This is a genomic window from Burkholderia sp. CCA53 (assembly GCF_001685525.1).
GTDB lineage: Bacteria > Pseudomonadota > Gammaproteobacteria > Burkholderiales > Burkholderiaceae > Burkholderia > Burkholderia multivorans.
Genome location: NZ_BDDJ01000002.1, coordinates 48,582 through 63,938 on the forward strand (window position 1 = coordinate 48,582; position 15,357 = coordinate 63,938).

Annotated in this window: 11 protein-coding genes; 8 read left to right on the forward strand and 3 right to left on the reverse strand. The window is 67.2% G+C overall.

The genetic code is table 11. The annotated features are described in order from the left end of the window. Positions 1-3: 3 nt before the first annotated feature. Positions 4-786, reverse strand: a complete 783-nt coding sequence (locus tag BCR55_RS16820; protein WP_006402402.1) for a Crp/Fnr family transcriptional regulator — start codon at positions 784-786, stop codon at positions 4-6. A 939-nt stretch (positions 787-1,725) separates the two neighbouring features. On the opposite strand from BCR55_RS16820, the gene BCR55_RS16825 reads away from it, so the two are divergent. From BCR55_RS16825 to BCR55_RS33930, 6 genes are all read left to right on the forward strand, one after another. After that, on the forward strand, positions 1,726-2,466 hold the full coding sequence (locus BCR55_RS16825; protein ID WP_065496622.1) for a Crp/Fnr family transcriptional regulator: 741 nt from the start codon (positions 1,726-1,728) through the stop codon (positions 2,464-2,466). A gap of 169 nt (positions 2,467-2,635) precedes the next feature. After that, positions 2,636-2,887 (forward strand): acyl carrier protein, encoded by a 252-nt coding sequence (locus tag BCR55_RS16830; RefSeq protein ID WP_006403703.1) that lies wholly within the window; start codon positions 2,636-2,638, stop codon positions 2,885-2,887. Then, positions 2,884-4,080, forward strand: coding sequence for an acyl-CoA dehydrogenase family protein (locus BCR55_RS16835; protein ID WP_006403704.1), 1,197 nt, complete (start codon positions 2,884-2,886; stop codon positions 4,078-4,080). The genes BCR55_RS16830 and BCR55_RS16835 overlap by 4 nt, the downstream gene beginning before the upstream one ends. Further along, positions 4,077-5,054 carry an amino acid--[acyl-carrier-protein] ligase gene (locus BCR55_RS16840; RefSeq protein WP_006403705.1) on the forward strand — a complete coding sequence of 326 codons (978 nt, stop codon included), beginning with the start codon at positions 4,077-4,079 and terminating at the stop codon, positions 5,052-5,054. Before BCR55_RS16835 ends, BCR55_RS16840 begins: the two co-directional genes overlap by 4 nt. Next, positions 5,051-6,106: a DUF1839 family protein gene (locus BCR55_RS16845; protein ID WP_006403706.1), complete on the forward strand. Its 1,056-nt coding sequence runs from the start codon at positions 5,051-5,053 to the stop codon at positions 6,104-6,106. Before BCR55_RS16840 ends, BCR55_RS16845 begins: the two co-directional genes overlap by 4 nt. Further along, a complete protein-coding gene (locus BCR55_RS33930; RefSeq protein WP_065496624.1) occupies positions 6,103-8,580 on the forward strand; it encodes a glycoside hydrolase family 2 protein in 2,478 nt (825 codons plus the stop codon). The genes BCR55_RS16845 and BCR55_RS33930 overlap by 4 nt, the downstream gene beginning before the upstream one ends. A 113-nt stretch (positions 8,581-8,693) precedes the next feature. On the opposite strand, the gene BCR55_RS16855 is transcribed toward BCR55_RS33930, so the two are convergent. Continuing rightward, a complete protein-coding gene (locus BCR55_RS16855) occupies positions 8,694-10,085 on the reverse strand; it encodes a sigma-54 dependent transcriptional regulator (RefSeq protein ID WP_035487738.1) in 1,392 nt (463 codons plus the stop codon). Positions 10,086-11,497: 1,412 nt separating this feature from the next. Here BCR55_RS16855 and BCR55_RS16860 point away from each other — a divergent pair. Both BCR55_RS16860 and BCR55_RS16865 read left to right on the forward strand, forming a co-directional pair. After that, a complete protein-coding gene (locus BCR55_RS16860) occupies positions 11,498-12,082 on the forward strand; it encodes a drug:proton antiporter (RefSeq protein ID WP_006402411.1) in 585 nt (194 codons plus the stop codon). Continuing rightward, positions 12,079-13,686, forward strand: a complete 1,608-nt coding sequence (locus tag BCR55_RS16865) for a mannose-1-phosphate guanylyltransferase/mannose-6-phosphate isomerase (RefSeq protein ID WP_065495045.1) — start codon at positions 12,079-12,081, stop codon at positions 13,684-13,686. Before BCR55_RS16860 ends, BCR55_RS16865 begins: the two co-directional genes overlap by 4 nt. Positions 13,687-13,841: 155 nt before the next feature. On the opposite strand, the gene BCR55_RS16870 is transcribed toward BCR55_RS16865, so the two are convergent. After that, the gene (locus tag BCR55_RS16870; protein WP_065495048.1) at positions 13,842-15,113 is read right to left on the reverse strand and encodes a right-handed parallel beta-helix repeat-containing protein; all 1,272 of its coding nucleotides are present in this window, start codon (positions 15,111-15,113) and stop codon (positions 13,842-13,844) included. Positions 15,114-15,357: the final 244 nt, after the last annotated feature.

Below are 15,357 nucleotides of genomic sequence, written 5' to 3' on the forward strand. Positions count from 1 at the left end.
CCCTCACGCGCTGTGTGCCGCCGCGCCGCAGCGCACCTCCGTCAGACGCGGACGTACCGACATCGGGCGCGCGCCGCTGCGCGAGCCGAGCAGCCGATCGTAATCGGCGCGGATCATGTCGTAACACTCGCATGCGTGACGCTCGAGACCGCCGCGATCGAGCACCGTGATGCGTCCGCGGCGCTGCCGGATCAGTCCGGCCTCCTGCAGGCTGCCGGCCGCTTCCGTCACGCCTTCGCGCCGCACGCCGAGCATGTTCGCGATCGTCTGCTGCGTGACGGCCAGCTCGTCGCCTTCGATCCGGTCGTGCGCAAGCAGCAGCCAGCGGCTCAGCTGCTCGCTGACCGAATGATGGCGATTGCAGAGCGCACTGCGCGAGATCTGCGCCATCGTCGCCTGACAATAGTTGAGGAGCAGCCGGTACGTCGCCGGTGAACGTTCGAATTCCGTGCGCATCACGCAGGTCGGCACGCGGTACGCCATCCCGCCGATACGCACCTCGACGCGGTTCGACACCGCCGCCCCGCCGACCATCGTCGCGAGCCCGACCACACCTTCCCGGCCGACGACCGCCACCTCGACCATCGCACCGTCTTCCATCAAGTGCTGCACCGACATCATCGCCGTCGTCGGGAAATGCACATGACGCATCGGTTCGCCGACCCGGTCCAGCATGCCGGGCTTGACCCGGACCAGTTCGAGATGCGGTGCGATCGCCCGAATGCTGTCCTCCGGCAGTGCGTCCAGAATGGCATTCGCCGAATAGCTCGATTGAAGATGAAGCATGTCTGTATCCCTCTTATTGTCCGCGCCGCATGCAGACGGTCGGCGGAATTCGTTTTCGTCAAGCGTGTCGGGCGCCATCGGCGGTTGCGGCCTACAACCACGGATCGGACATTGGCGGCTTATCGCCGTCGATGTCGGTCAATCACCCCGTTCGACACGCGAGTCGTAATAAGCGATTTGCGTGCCAATCGCCGTCCGTCCTTAATATATGAATGACGACCGTTTAGAACGGCCGAATGGCGGCCTCCGGAACGATCGAAAACCGTCTCATTTCCGGACACTCGGGCATTCGCTAGACACTCGCGGCTATTCGACTGATCAATACGCGGGCACCGCGGAAGCCCGCGCAGAATGGCGCTCCGGGCTTGTCGTTCAAATACTTACAGTTGTTTTTCAATCGTTTCCGCGACGTCGGCCGCTGTCTCAGCGCGTCCGCACGCGGTCCCGCGCGACAGTTTCGAACTGTCTCATCTTTGAATCGGCGCTCTAATCAGGGCTTTTGTTAGCCATCCCACAAATGCGTCGCAAACCCCTGATTCAAATGGGAAAGATCTCCTTCCCCAATTAAATGTCAAATAGTGTTTGATGTTGTCTTTCTGTTTTCGAGGCACAATGCTTCATGTCTGGCGATTGGCAACCGGTGATAGGAGAATACGTTTACATCGGTCGATTCCATTTCCGGATGATTAATTCTTAAATAAGGCAAGATCGAATTTCATATAACGTTCTCATTCTTTTTGGATCGTCAAAGTTTGTGAAATGACGTAATGTGCGTTTAGCGGAATTGAGTGCCGTGCTAGCCTTCGTGCGCTATCCGCCTATCCATTTAAACGAACACGACGTGCTTTGCGCGAGATCCGCCGCGACGTCGTGCGCCCACTTATATCGAGGATGCCCGTGACCCATCTGGCCCGTGATGGCGCCGCTCGCACGAGCGGCATGATCGAACTGTCCCACAGCTTCGACGCAAACCGGTTTCTCGCCGCGCTCGACCGCGACGAACGCGCAGCGCTGATTCCTCAGCTTCAACTGGTCCATCTGAAATCGGGGCAAGTGCTGTGCGAGCCCGGCGCCAGGCTGGCCGCCGTCTACCTGCCCGTCACGACCGCGATCTCGCTGCAGTACGTGTCGTCGGGCGGCATGACGCTCGAGGTCGCCGAGATCGGCAGCGAAAGCATCGTCTGCGACGACGTGATCGGCGGCAGCGGCACGATGCCGTGCCGCGCGGTCGCCTGCCGGGACGGCTTCGTCTACCGGCTCGACCGGCAGGCATTCGCCGCGGCGTTCGACGCATCGCCGGTGATTCGTCATCTGGTGTTCGTCAGCGTGCGCCTGCTGATGGCACAGGTATCGCAAATCACGTTCTGCAGCCGCCATCACGTGCTGAAACATCAGTTATGCAGATGGTTCATGCTGGCCTATGACCGCTCGCGCAGCATCGAGATTCAGGTCACGCACAGCATGCTCGCGCAGATGCTCGGCGTGCGCCGCGAGACCGTCACCGATGCGGCCGGCGAGATCCAGAAGCTCGGCCTGATCCGGCAATACCGCAGCTCGATCGTGCTCGCCGATCTGCAGGATCTCGAGAAGATGTCGTGCGGCTGTCGCGCCATCGTGCGCGACGAGATGAAGCGGATCCTGTCGGCCGACAGCGGCGTACCGGCTGCGGCACGCGTTTGACCGTTGTCATGCGTCGGTACTCGAACGCACATCGGGCCTGCCGACTGTAGGTTGGCGAACAGAACACGGCGACCCCGGATGGTCTACTGACGCAGGACTGCCGGGGGGGAGTCAGCGCGCTGCGCCGCTTCTTCCCGTGCGGACGACACCACGCACGCCGGAGTTGCACGTGAAAAACGAAATCAGAGCCGTTCTCAAGCAAGTCGCCCATCTCGAAGCCGCCATCGATTCGATCGGCGACGCCGACGATCTTTACGAAGCGGGCCTGTCGTCGCTCGACACGATCCAGCTGATGCTCGCGCTCGAGCGACAGTTCAACGTCGAAATCCCCGACGAGATGCTGAACCGCAATCTGTTCCGCAGCATCGACTCGTTGGCCGACGCGATCGGTACGCTCCAACGCACCGAGCAATCGGCATGAACGCGATCCTTCCCGAACTCGAAGCGGACGACACCGCGGGCCGGCTCGACGAAGCCGCGCACGCCGTCGCCCGCATCGCCGCGCAGCACGCGGACGCCGTCGATCGCGATGCGCGCTGTCCCGTCGAAGCGATCGAGGCGATGCGCTCGCGCCGCCTGCTGAGCGCGCTCGTGCCGACGCGGCTCGGCGGTATCGGCGCCTCGCTCGCGGAGGTCGCATCGGCGTGTACGATCCTCGGTCGCGCATGTGCATCGTCGGCGATGGTCTTCGCGATGCATCAGATCCAGGTCGCGTGCGTCGTCGACCATGCGGTCGACCACGGCTGGCACAAGCTGTTTCTGCAGCAGCTCGTGCGCCATCAGTGGCTGCTCGCGTCGGCCACGTCGGAAGACGGCGTCGGCGGCAACCTGCGCGCGAGCCAGTGCGCGCTCGAAGCGGACGGCGGCGAATTCCGGCTGCACAAGGCCGCGCCGACGATCTCGTACGGCGAATATGCGGACGGCATTCTGGCCACCGCACGCCGCGACGCAAACGCACCCGCGTCGGAGCAGGTGCTCGTCACGCTGCTGCGCGACGGCTATACGCTCGCGCGCCGCGGCGACTGGGACACGCTCGGCATGCGCGGCACCTGCAGCAACGGCTTCATGCTCGACGCGCACGGCGCGACCGTGCAATGCCTGCCCGTGCCGTTCGCGCAGATCGCCGAACAGACGATGGTGCCCGTGTCGCACATCCTCTGGGCCGCCGTGTGGATCGGCGTCGCCGGCGACGCGTTCCACCGCGCGCACCAGTTCTTCCGCGCGCAGGCGCGTCAGACCGACGGCGCCTCGTCGCCCGCGTCGCGGCGTCTCGCCGAATCGCTCGCGCTGCTGCAGGCAATGCAGGCGCGCGTCGACAACGTGCTGCGCCTGTACGAGAGCGGCGCGCCGCGCTCGTGGTCGGGCGGCATGGCATGGGCCGCCGAGATCAACACGCTGAAGACCTACGTATCGACGACCGCGCTTCAGGTCGCACACGAAGCGATGATGATCTGCGGGATGGCCGGCTACAAGCACGGCACGCCCTTCAGCGTCGGCCGTCATATTCGAGACCTGCATGCGGCGCCGCTGATGATCAACAACGACCGCATCGCCACCAACACTTCGAGCCTGCTGCTCGCGCTGCGTCCCGCGACGCTGGAGAAACACACGTGAACGATCGCCTCTCCGTAGCCCCCGCCGCCCCCTCCGTTCCCGCGGATGCGCCGCTCGACCGCGCGGGCGTGAACCCGCTGCGCGACGAAATGATCGATGCGGGCCTGCTGGTCTCGACCGGCATCCAGGGCCTGTTCGGCCGCAGCGAAGCGTTCGAGCGCGTCGTCGAAGCGCTCGACGCGTACGTCTCGCGCCTCGGCGCGGACCAGCATGCGGAAGTGCTGCGCTTCCCGCCCGCGATGAGCCGCCTCGAGTTCGAGCGCAGCGAATACATGAAGAGCTTTCCGCAGCTCGCGGGCAGCGTGCATTCGTTCGGCGGCAACGAACACCAGCATCAGCGGCTGCTGCAATGCCTCGAGCGCGGCGAGGACTGGACCGAGAACCAGAAGCCGACCTACGTCGTGATGACGCCGGCCGCGTGCTACCCGATTTACCCGGTCGTCGCACGTGCAGGTGCGCTGCCGCCGGACGGCCGGATCTTCGACGTGTTCTCGTACTGCTTCCGTCACGAGCCGTCGCTCGATCCGACGCGCATGCAGCTGTTCCGGATGCGCGAGTACGTGCGGATCGGCACACCCGAGCAGATTCTCGCGTTCCGCCAGACGTGGATCGAACGCGGCACGCAGATGATCGACTCGCTGGGCCTGCCGAACGGGATCGATCTCGCGAACGATCCGTTCTTCGGACGCGGCGGCAAGATCGTCGCCGACAGCCAGCGCGAGCAGAACCTCAAGTTCGAGCTGCTGATCCCGATCGAACACGACGGCCGGCAGACCGCCTGCCTGAGCTTCAACTACCACATGGACCACTTCGGCCTGCTGTGGAACATCCGCACCGCGACCGACGACGTCGCGCACACCGGCTGCGTCGGCTTCGGGCTCGAACGCCTGACGCTCGCGCTGTTCCGCCACCACGGCTTCGACATCGAAGCATGGCCGGCCGACGTGCGCAACGTACTGTGGGGAACGCCATGACATTCGTGTCCCGCGACGGCGAGGATGCGTCGTTCGACGCGGTGCGCCACCGCGCGCGCCACTATCTGCCGCATCCGCTGCATGGCCAGGAGATGGTCTGGAAGCAGACCAACTGCTACGTCGACATGTGGCTCGAGGTGCTCCGGTGGTGGGGCTTGAACCCGTATGCGGCGCTGCCGTTTACGATCGCGCTCGATTTCGAGGGCGATCAGTTCACGTTCTTCAAGTTTCCGCTCGACGAACTCGAACGGCTGTACGGCATCGTCGTGCAGGAGCATTCGATCTACGAGCCGCTCGACCGCCACATCGAGACGCAGGTCGCGCGCGGCCATCTGATGATCGTCGAAGTCGACGCGTGGTTCCTGCCCGATACGCGCGGCATCAGCTATCGCGCGCAGCACACGAAGACGACGATCGGCATCGATGCGATCGACCGCGAGCGCCGCCAGCTCGGCTACTTCCACAACAGCGGCTATTACGTGGCCGAGGGCGACGATTACGACGGGCTCGTCGGCGACGCATCGCCGATGACGCTGCCGCCGTACGTCGAGTGCGCGAAGCGGCGCTTCCCCCCGCTCGACGAACGCGCGCTGTGCGAAGCGTCGCTCGCGCTGCTGCAGCGCCATCTGCGGCGGCTGCCGGTCGTCGATCCGATCGCGGCGTTCCGGTATCAGCTGCGTGACGAAGCGAAGCGTCTCGCCGACGCGCCGATCGAACGCTTTCACGCGTATTCGTTCAACTCGGTCCGGCAGCTCGGCGCGAACTTCGAGCTGTTCGGTCATTACGCGCGCTGGCTGCAGGCGAACGGCTGCATCGGTCCGTTCGCCGACATCCGCAGTGCCTGCGAGCGCATCGCATCCGAAGCGATGGTGCTCGAGTTCCGGCTCGCGCGCGCCTGTTCGCGCGGCAAGGAAGAGCGCGGCGACGCGACGCTCGACGCGATCGAAGCCGCGTATCACGATCTGATCGCGTGCGCGCGGCAGATCGCGCCGCCGCTGCTGCATCGCGCACCGATACGCCACGACGCGGCGGCGATGCCGCTCGGCCGATGACGCGGTCCGGCGCCGCGCCCGCGTGGTCGATGCTGACGACCGACGCGGGCGCCGCGGACGAACCGCGCGAACTGCCGGCCGAACGAGGCTGGATCGACGCACCGGCGCCCGGTACGGTCGCGCAGGCGCTCGCGCTGGCGGGCCGTACCGACGAGATCGCGTCGCTCGCCGAGCGCGATCACTGGTACCGGACGGAACTGCACGGTCACGGGCCGCGCGTGCTGCGCTTTCACGGCCTCGCGACGCTCGCCGACGTATGGCTCGACGACACGCCGATCCTGCAGTCGTACAGCATGTTCGTCTCGCACGATGTTCCCGTCTCGCTCGACGGCGCGCACCGGCTCTTCGTCCGCTTCCGCGCGCTGGCGCCGCATCTGCGCGAGGTACGCGCGGCGCGGCGCGCACGCTGGCGCACGCGGCTCGCCGAACCGGCCGGCCTGCGCGCGGTGCGCACGTCGCTGCTCGGGCACATGCCCGGCTGGTTTCCGCCCTACGTGCCGACCGGCCCGTGGCGGCCGGTCGACGTGCTCGATCCGACGCTCGGCCCGGTGATCGTGCATCGCGACCTGCAGGCACGCGTCGACGGCGACACCGGCTGGCTCGACGCGGAGCTCGGTTTCGCATCGCCGCTGCCCGACGACGATGCCGTGCGGCTCGCGTGCGGCGAGCACGTCGCGACGCTCGAACGCGTCGCGCCCGACCGCGTACGCGGGAGCGTCGCCATACCGAACGTCAGGCGCTGGTGGCCGCATACGCACGGCGAACCCGCGCTGTACGACGTCGAGCTGCATCTCGGCGGCGAACGCCGCCCGCTCGGCACGACCGGTTTTCGTACGATCGAAGCCGACGCCGGCGCGGACGGCAAGGGCTTTGCGCTGCGCGTCAACGGCGTGCCGGTGTTTGCGCGCGGCGCGTGCTGGAGCAGCGCCGCGCCGCTCGCCTTGCATGCGGACGACGCGACCTACCGGCGTCTGCTCGGCTATGCGCGCGACGCCGGCTTCAACATGATTCGCGTCGGCGGCACGATGACCTACGAAGCCGATGCGTTCCATGCATGGTGCGACCGGCTCGGGCTGCTCGTCTGGCAGGACTTCATGTTTGCAAACTTCGACTATGCGCTCGACGATCCGGCGTTCGCCGAGGTCGTCGATCGCGAAGCCGATCAGTTCCTGCTGCGTCATCGTGCGTCCCCGTCGCTCGCGGTGCTGTGCGGCGGCAGCGAGATCGCGCAGCAGGCCGCGATGTCGGGGCTCGGCACGAAACAGCGCTTTCTCGAGCTGACGGCCGAGCGGCTGGCCGCCCACGCGGCCGCGCGGCGGCCGGACGTCGTGTACGTCTCCGACTCGCCCGACGGCGGCGTGCTGCCGTTCGTGCCGCGCGAGCGCGTGTCGCACTACTACGGCGTCGGCGCGTATCTGCGTCCGCTCGAGGACGCGCGCCGGGCCGACGTGCGCTTCGCGAGCGAGTGTCTCGCGTTCGCGAACGTGCCGTCGAACGCGATGCTCGACGAGCTCGGCTGGCCTGGCGTGCACGAGCCGCGCTGGAAGGCGGCGGTGCCGCGCGACCCCGGCACGTCGTGGGATTTCGACGATGTGCGTGACCACTATTTGCGCACGCTGTACGACGTGACGCCCGATCGCCTGCGGCGCGAGGATCCGGCACGCTACTTCGAGCTGTCGCGCGCGGTGATCGCCGACGTGATGCGCGACACCTATTCCGAATGGCGCCGCAACGGGTCGCGCTGCGCCGGCGCGCTCGTCTGGCAGTTTCAGGACGTGATGCCGGGCGCCGGCTGGGGCGTGATCGACGCCTCGCATCGGCCGAAATCGGCATGGTATGCGTTGCGCCAGGTGCTGCAGCCGGTGCAGGTGCTGCTCGTCGACGAAGGGCTGAACGGCCTGGACGTGCACGTGCTCAACGAGCGCCCGGCGCCGCTGTCCGGGACCGTCGAGCTGGTCGCGCTGCGCGACGGCCGCACGCCGGTCGCGCGTGCCGGCTGCCCGGTGCGCATCGCCGCGCACGATACGCTGCGGTTCGGCTCGGCCGAATTGCTCGGCCGGTTTTTCGACTGGACTTACGCGTACCGCTTCGGCCCGTGCGAGCACGACACCGCGGTCGCGACGCTGCGCGCGGACGACGGCACCTTGCTGTCGCAAGCGTTCTACTTCCCGTCGCGCACGCATCCGGTCGTGTTCGCGCGTCGCGAGCTCGGCCTCGAGGCCTGCGTGTCGCGCACCGGGGACGTCTGGCATGTCGACATCGACACGCGCCACGTCGCGCGCCACGTGCAGATCGACGCGCCCGGCTTCGTGCCGCGCGACGACTGGTTCCATCTCGCGCCCGACACACCCGCGCGCGTCGCGCTCGTGCCGCTCGAGGGCGATCCGGCACGCGCGGCGGCCGATACGGCGCCGGTCGTCGAGATCCGTGCGATGAATGCCGCGCGCACCGTGCGCGCGACGCAGGCCGGCTGACGCACGCGCAGCGTGCGCAGCGGCATACCGGCATACCGGTGCACCGCTGCGCCGCGCATATCGAATCGGTTCGATGAAGGTCCGCGGCGCAAGCCGCGGGCGAAGGCGGTCGGTCAGTCGGACGATCCGGTACCGCGCGGCCGCTCGATACCGTAGGCTTCCATCCACCGATACAGCGTCGCGCGAGACACGCCGAGTTCGCGCGCGGAAGCCGCGACGCGGCCGCGCGTGCGCAGCAGCGCGGTTTCGATCGCCTCGCGCTCGATCGACTTGCGCATGTCGGCGACCGACGGCGATGCGGCATCGAGACAGTATTCGAGCTCGAGATCGCGCGCGGTGATCAGGCGCCCTTCGGTCATCACGACCGCGCGACGCACGCGATTGATCAGCTCGCGAACGTTGCCGGGCCAGTCGTGCTTGTACAGCGCCGTGATGGCATCGGTCGAGAAGCCGCGCACGCGATGACGCGCGTCGCCGCGGAAACGTTCGAGCATGTGATGCGCGAGCAGTTCGATGTCCTTGCCACGCGCCCGCAGCGGCGGCTGGTCGATCCGCATCACGCAGAGCCGATGGAACAAGTCAGCGCGGAAGCGCCCTTCTTCCATCGCGTCGCGCAGATCGACGTGCGTCGCCGACACGATCCGCACGTCGACCGGCACCGGATCGCTACCGCCGAGCCGGTGAATCGCGCGCTCCTGCAGGAATCGCAGCAGGCTCGCCTGACTCTCGTGCGGCAGATCGCCGATTTCGTCGAGCAGCAGCGTGCCGCCGTTCGCGGCCTCGACATAGCCGATCTTGCGCGCGTTCGCGCCGGTAAACGCACCGCGCTCGTAGCCGAACAGTTCCGACTGCAGCAGATGCGGCGGAATCGCGCCGCAGTTGACCGCGACGAACGGCCCGTTGCGGCGTTCCGAATGACGGTGAATCGCGACGGCCGTCAGCTCCTTGCCCGTTCCCGTTTCCCCGAACACGAACACGGGCGCGTCGGTGCGCGCGAAACGCCGCACGGTATCGAACAGCCGCAGCATCGCGCTGCAGGTGCCGACGATGCCGTGCTCGTCGGATTCGAGCCGTTCGCGATCGCGCGCGAACAGGCATTCCATGCCGTACGCGTGGCCGACCGTATCGGCGATGCGCTGATGCGAGGCCGGCAGCGTGACATAGTCGAAACAATAATCGCGCAATAACGCACGAACGTTCGGCGAGGCCGTCTGCCCGGCGTCGACGAGCGCGACCCACACGACGTCGCGCATCGAGGCACAGGTCGATGCGATGCTGCCGATCGCGTCGGCATGGCCGCCGCTGAGATCGAGGATGCCGCAGGTGATCTCGCCGGCGGTGTCGCGCAGCTCGTTCGCATGCGTGACGATCGAGACCTTCCAGTCGCGGCGCGCCAGTTCCTTGCGCAGCATGACGGATGGCGCTTGCGTCCAGTAGATCAGCGGGCGCTGCCCCGCGTCTCTCTCCCCGCCGGCGTTCTTATCGCGCGTTATTGGCATATTCATAACAAACCGTCACTTTCTCCACTCCCGGAACCGTTCGCGTGCGTTGCGGAGGGCGCATGAGCGCCTGTCCGCGCTGCGTTTCCGCAGCTTTGGCGAAGATCGAAACCACGCACGGCGAGAGCCCCCGGAGGTCGAGCCGGATGTTTCCCGGTCCCGTTATCGTACTCGAAGGGAACGCGTGACCTCTTGCGTCACGATGTTCCGGCTTTGATGCGACGTGCCGTCAGGCAAGCACGTCGGCAAACGGGATTTCCGTCCGCATTTGCGTCGCGTCGTACACGACAGCCGCGCCCGATGCTGAACCGGACGGCAGCCAACCCGCTTTCGGGATGGCCGCCCCCTTTCGTTCGCTCCTGAATTTACACCCCGTTCCAAGATGGTCTTGTTACCAAACGCTAAACATCGAATCATTCGATTACGCCGCCGCGTCCCCCGCCGAAACGGCCCTTTAGCGACTGAGATTTGATTATCTATGACCATTCGCGTCAATCGGTGGCAAATACTACTTTTCCCCACGATCGGCGTCGCGGATTGCCGACGATTGTTGCCGGAATCGCGTCGCCGTTGCGCCGGCCGTTCGTATCGTCGAACAATCGTGCCGGCGTCCGGGCGCCGCTGCCGCCCGACGCACGCCGTGCACCGGCCGGCCGTTACAACGTCGTAACGTCCGCGGCTCGCCGGGAACGGAACTCGCTGCGCCCGGCCCCGCGCGTCACGTCGCAGCATCCGGCGCGCACGCGGAGGAGCGAATCGATTCCCATTCACACCCATCGCGGGCGCCGCCGACCTGCGCGCCCGCCCGTCGGCCGCCGCTTGCACGTCGGCCATCGCGGCGGCGGCCGAGGCCGCGCCTCGTTGCGATGCGCCAGGCGCAGGCGGACGGCGCCGCGGCGCGTCCGGAGCATGGGCGACTATAGCTGCGTTCGGCGCGTTCTGCTCAGGCGGCGACGGTCGCGCCGCGACGGCGGGATGCGCATGCCGGCGATCGACGTCGCCGACGCGCGCGGTGCGTTCGATGAAGCGTGCGGCGCGAAACGCGATCGGCTGCGCCATGCAGTCGATCGCACTCGCCGGTGCACGGACGGCGTCGGCGTGCGCGCCCGGTTCACGCTGAACGATCGCAATCATCAAGGACTTCCCCGGTATGTGGAATTCGTATTGGAAATCGATGGCTCGCGTCTTCGACGAGCGCGTCTGAATGCGTTCATTATCGAAAAGCGTCGGTACGGCCGATGTGTGCTATCGCACATAGCATCGCGCCGACGGTGCGTCGGCAATCGCGCGCAACGCCTGCGTCAGTATGCTTTCGAACAGACCTCGCGACATTGCATGCCCATCATCAGTATCGTCGCGCCGCAACGGACGCACGTTCGTGCCGCGACATGCGCAAGGCATCACGCGAGGACTGCATCATGGAATGGCATTGTTGTGAATTCGAACACCTGGGCGCCGTCGATCTCTATGCGATCCTGCGCGCGCGCAACGCCGTGCTCGTCGTCGAGGACGCGCACACGCATCTCGACATCGACGGCAAGGACACGGCCGCGCTGCACGTCTATGCACGCGTGCCGGCGCAGGACGGCGTCGAAGTCGCCGCCTACGCGCGCATCCTGCCCGGCGACGACATCGATCCCGACGTCGTGATCGACAAGGTACTGACGAGCGAAGCATGCCGCGACGACGACACGCTCGAGCGGCTCGTCGAGCGCGCGCTCGCGGCCGCGCACGTCGCGTGGCCCGACACCGCGATCCGCATCCACGTGCCGGCGGCACGCCAGGCGTTCTACAAACGCTTCGGCTTTCGCAAGGCATACGGCCCGTATCTCGAACAGGGCGCGCCGTTCATCGGCATGGTGCGGCCGGCCGATCGCACCTCGGGCGCGCTGCGCACGCTGCTGTCGCGCGTCGTGTCGGCAGCCACGCCGGGCGACGACGATGCGCGTACGGGCAGCCGCGCGCCGCAACGCCTGCCGGCCGACACGGGAGTCAATCGATGACGCGCACGCTCCGCCCGGTGCCGCAGCCCGATCTGCCGCGCATTCTTCCCGTGATTCTCGCCGGCGGTTCGGGCACGCGGCTCTGGCCGCTGTCGCGCGAACAGCATCCGAAGCAGCTGCTCGAGCTGGTCTCGGACGAGTCGCCGCTGTCGGCTACCGCGCGCCGGTTGAACGGGATCGCCAACGCATCGCTCGACGATCGGCTGCTGCTCGTCTGCGGCGAGCAGCATCGCTTCATGAGCGCCGCGCAAGTCGTCGGCCGCGGCGCGGGCACCGCGCGCATCCTGCTCGAGCCGAGCGCGCGCAATACTGCGCCGGCACTGACGCTCGCCGCGCTCGACGCGTGCGCGGACGCGGACGATCCGGTGCTGGCCGTGATGCCGGCCGATCATGTGATCGTCGACGTCGCCGCATTTCAGGACGCAGTCGGCCGCGCCGCGCGCTACGCGCAGGACGGCGCGATCGTCACGCTCGGCGTGCTGCCGCGCCGGGCCGAAACCGGCTACGGCTACATCCAGGTCGGCGCGCCGCGCGCGGGCCGCCTTGGCGGTCAGGGCGGCTATGCGATCGGACGCTTCGTCGAGAAGCCCGATGCGACGCTCGCCGAACGCTATCTGCAATCGGGCGACTACTGGTGGAACAGCGGCATCTTCGTCACGCGCGCGTCGGTATGGCTGAAGGCGATCGAGGCGCTCGCACCGGAGATTCATGCGGCGTGCGAAGCCGCGTGGCGCGCCGGCGTCGCCGACGATCCGTTCTTCCGCATCGATGCGGCGGCGTTCGACGCGTGTCCGTCCGACTCGATCGACTACGCGGTCATGGAGCGTCTCGCGGACAGCCCGACGCTCGGCATCGACGGCATCGTGGTGCCGCTCGCGGCCGGCTGGTCCGACGTCGGCACGTGGGATGCGATCTGGGAAATCATGCCGAAGGACGCGCACGGCAACGTCGCGCGCGGCACGGTCGTATTCGAGGATACGCACGACAGTCTCGTGCGTTCCGAAGGACGCCTCGTCGCGTGCGTCGGCATGAAGGACGTCGTCGTGATCGAAACGCCCGATGCGGTGCTGGTCGCGAACAAGCACGACGGGCAGCGCGTGAAGAACATCGTCGCGCGGCTGAAGATGGATCGGCGCCCGCAAGTGAGCGAACACCGCAAGGTGCAGCGGCCGTGGGGGCATTACGATTCGATCGATCTCGGCGAGCGCTTCCAGGTGAAGCGGATCGTCGTCGAACCCGGCAAGCAGCTGTCGCTGCAGATGCACTATCACCGCGCCGAGCACTGGATCGTCGTGCGCGGCACCGCGCGCGTCACGCGCGGCAGCGATACGTTCCTGCTCAGCGAGAACGAATCGACGTATATCGCGGTCGGCGAGGTTCACCGGCTGGAGAATCCGGGGCGCATCCCGCTCGAGATCATCGAGGTGCAGTCGGGCGACTATCTCGGCGAGGACGACATCGTGCGCTTCGACGATCAGTACGGACGCGCGGTCGTCGACGCCGACGCGCCGCGCCGGCCTGCCTCGATCATGCCGCCCGAATCTGCCGACCGGGCCGATTCGGCACCGGCCGAGGCAACGGCGGAGCGCGATATCGTTCGATAAGTCGCGCGATTCGCGGCGGCGCATGCGCAGAGGTTGCGCGCCGCCGCGCAGCCATGCCCGGCCCCCCGCCGCCCGCGCATTGCATTCGAACGGCGGCCGGCGCTACCCGCGACGCACGACCGACCGATCGCTCGACCGATCATCGCGCGTCGCGATCAGCGCGTCTGCCGAAGCGCTTCGCGCACGCGCGGCAGCGACGACGGATCGGCTCCCACAGCATCGGCCGCCGCCGACATTGCCTGAGTCGCTCCACCGCATAGCGTGCCGATCATCGCGGATGCCGCCGACACGCCGGGCAGCGACCGGGCCGCGCAACCGTTCGACGAACCGACCCGCACCGGTTGCGCGCCGATCCCTGCGAGCTGATTGTCCGCGAGCCGTACGTCGGACACGTTGCCCCACAGACGAATGGCGTCGAACCGCGTATTCGACACGCGATTGCCGATCACCGTCACGCGCGAGATCTTGCCGGACCAGGTGCTGACTTCGATCGCTCCCTGCTGCGTGACGGGGCGCGGATCGGTGCGGTCGGCTTTCGTCTGGATGTCCGAGATCACGTTGTTCTCGATGCGCACGTTCGATGCGCCGTACGTGTGCCAGCTGTCTTCCTGCCCGACCAGAATCCCCGAACTCACCTGTACGTTGCGCACGACGTTGTTCGCAATCGTCACGTCGGCGCCGCCGACGACCGTGATGCCGCGGCCCCACGCATTGCCTTCCAGCGAGTTGCCGGTAATCAGCACGTTGCGGCTCAGCGCGCCGTCCTGCTGATAGCTCACGACCGCAATCATGTCGTCGCCGGTGTCGCCGACGACGTTGCGCTGAACCAGCACGTCGCGCGCGCCGTGCGTGATGTGGATGCCGTCCGCGAGCGTCGCGCGCACTTCGTTGCCGACGATCGCGACGGCGCTGCCGCCGAACACGAAGATGCCGGCGCTCGCGCCGCCGTCGATCACGTTGCCGAGCACCTGCACGTCGTGGCCCGTCACCTGGATCTTCGTCGACTCGCGCGATCCGAGGCGCGTCGTTCCGGTCCCCTCGAACCGGAATCCGACGAGCGCCGTACCGTCGCCGCGCAATTCGAGCGTCTGGTCGTTCGGCGAGGTCGCGACGAGCGTCGCGCCGTTGCCCTGCAGCACGACGTGCGGCTGTCGCACGGTGAGCGAGCGGCCGACGACATAGCGGCCCGGCGCGAACACCAGTCGCTGGCCCGGCCGCAGCATGTCGAACGCGCGTTGCAGTTCGGCCGCCCGGTCCGATCCGTCGGCGGCCGGGCGAACGTGCGCGTCCGGCACGTTCGGGCGAACCTCGGCCGCTGCCGACGTGCCGGTCGCCGCGATCGCGTATTGCGGCCATGACAGTCCGCCGGCCGCCAGCATGCCGACGATGGCGGTGTAGCTGACGAGCAGCCGTTGTGAGCGATGCATATCGAATCCTTTTCCGTCATGCGCGCGCGGCGAATCGTCGACGCGGCGCGCGATACGTGCGATTGAATCATTCGAAACCGGCGCCTCTCGGTGCGCTGTCGGACCGACCGGTTGGCCGATCGCATGCGCTTCGCATCGCGACGGCGCCGCTTGTCACCGGCAATCGTTCGCGCGCGTTCGCAATTCGACCAAACAACGAATCATCGTTCAATAAACGTCGTCATGCGCGGACTTTCTGCGCCGA

Bases quoted from the DNA above. Each gene is read 5' to 3' on its own strand.
- BCR55_RS16820 (WP_006402402.1), bottom strand. From the start codon at position 786: ATGCTTCATCTTCAATCGAGCTATTCGGCGAATGCCATTCTGGACGCA.
- BCR55_RS16825 (WP_065496622.1), top strand. From the start codon at position 1,726: ATGATCGAACTGTCCCACAGCTTCGACGCAAACCGGTTTCTCGCCGCG.
- BCR55_RS16835 (WP_006403704.1), top strand. From the start codon at position 2,884: ATGAACGCGATCCTTCCCGAACTCGAAGCGGACGACACCGCGGGCCGG.
- BCR55_RS16845 (WP_006403706.1), top strand. From the start codon at position 5,051: ATGACATTCGTGTCCCGCGACGGCGAGGATGCGTCGTTCGACGCGGTG.
- BCR55_RS33930 (WP_065496624.1), top strand. From the start codon at position 6,103: ATGACGCGGTCCGGCGCCGCGCCCGCGTGGTCGATGCTGACGACCGAC.
- BCR55_RS16855 (WP_035487738.1), bottom strand. From the start codon at position 10,085: ATGAATATGCCAATAACGCGCGATAAGAACGCCGGCGGGGAGAGAGAC.
- BCR55_RS16860 (WP_006402411.1), top strand. From the start codon at position 11,498: ATGGAATGGCATTGTTGTGAATTCGAACACCTGGGCGCCGTCGATCTC.
- BCR55_RS16865 (WP_065495045.1), top strand. From the start codon at position 12,079: ATGACGCGCACGCTCCGCCCGGTGCCGCAGCCCGATCTGCCGCGCATT.
- BCR55_RS16870 (WP_065495048.1), bottom strand. From the start codon at position 15,113: ATGCATCGCTCACAACGGCTGCTCGTCAGCTACACCGCCATCGTCGGC.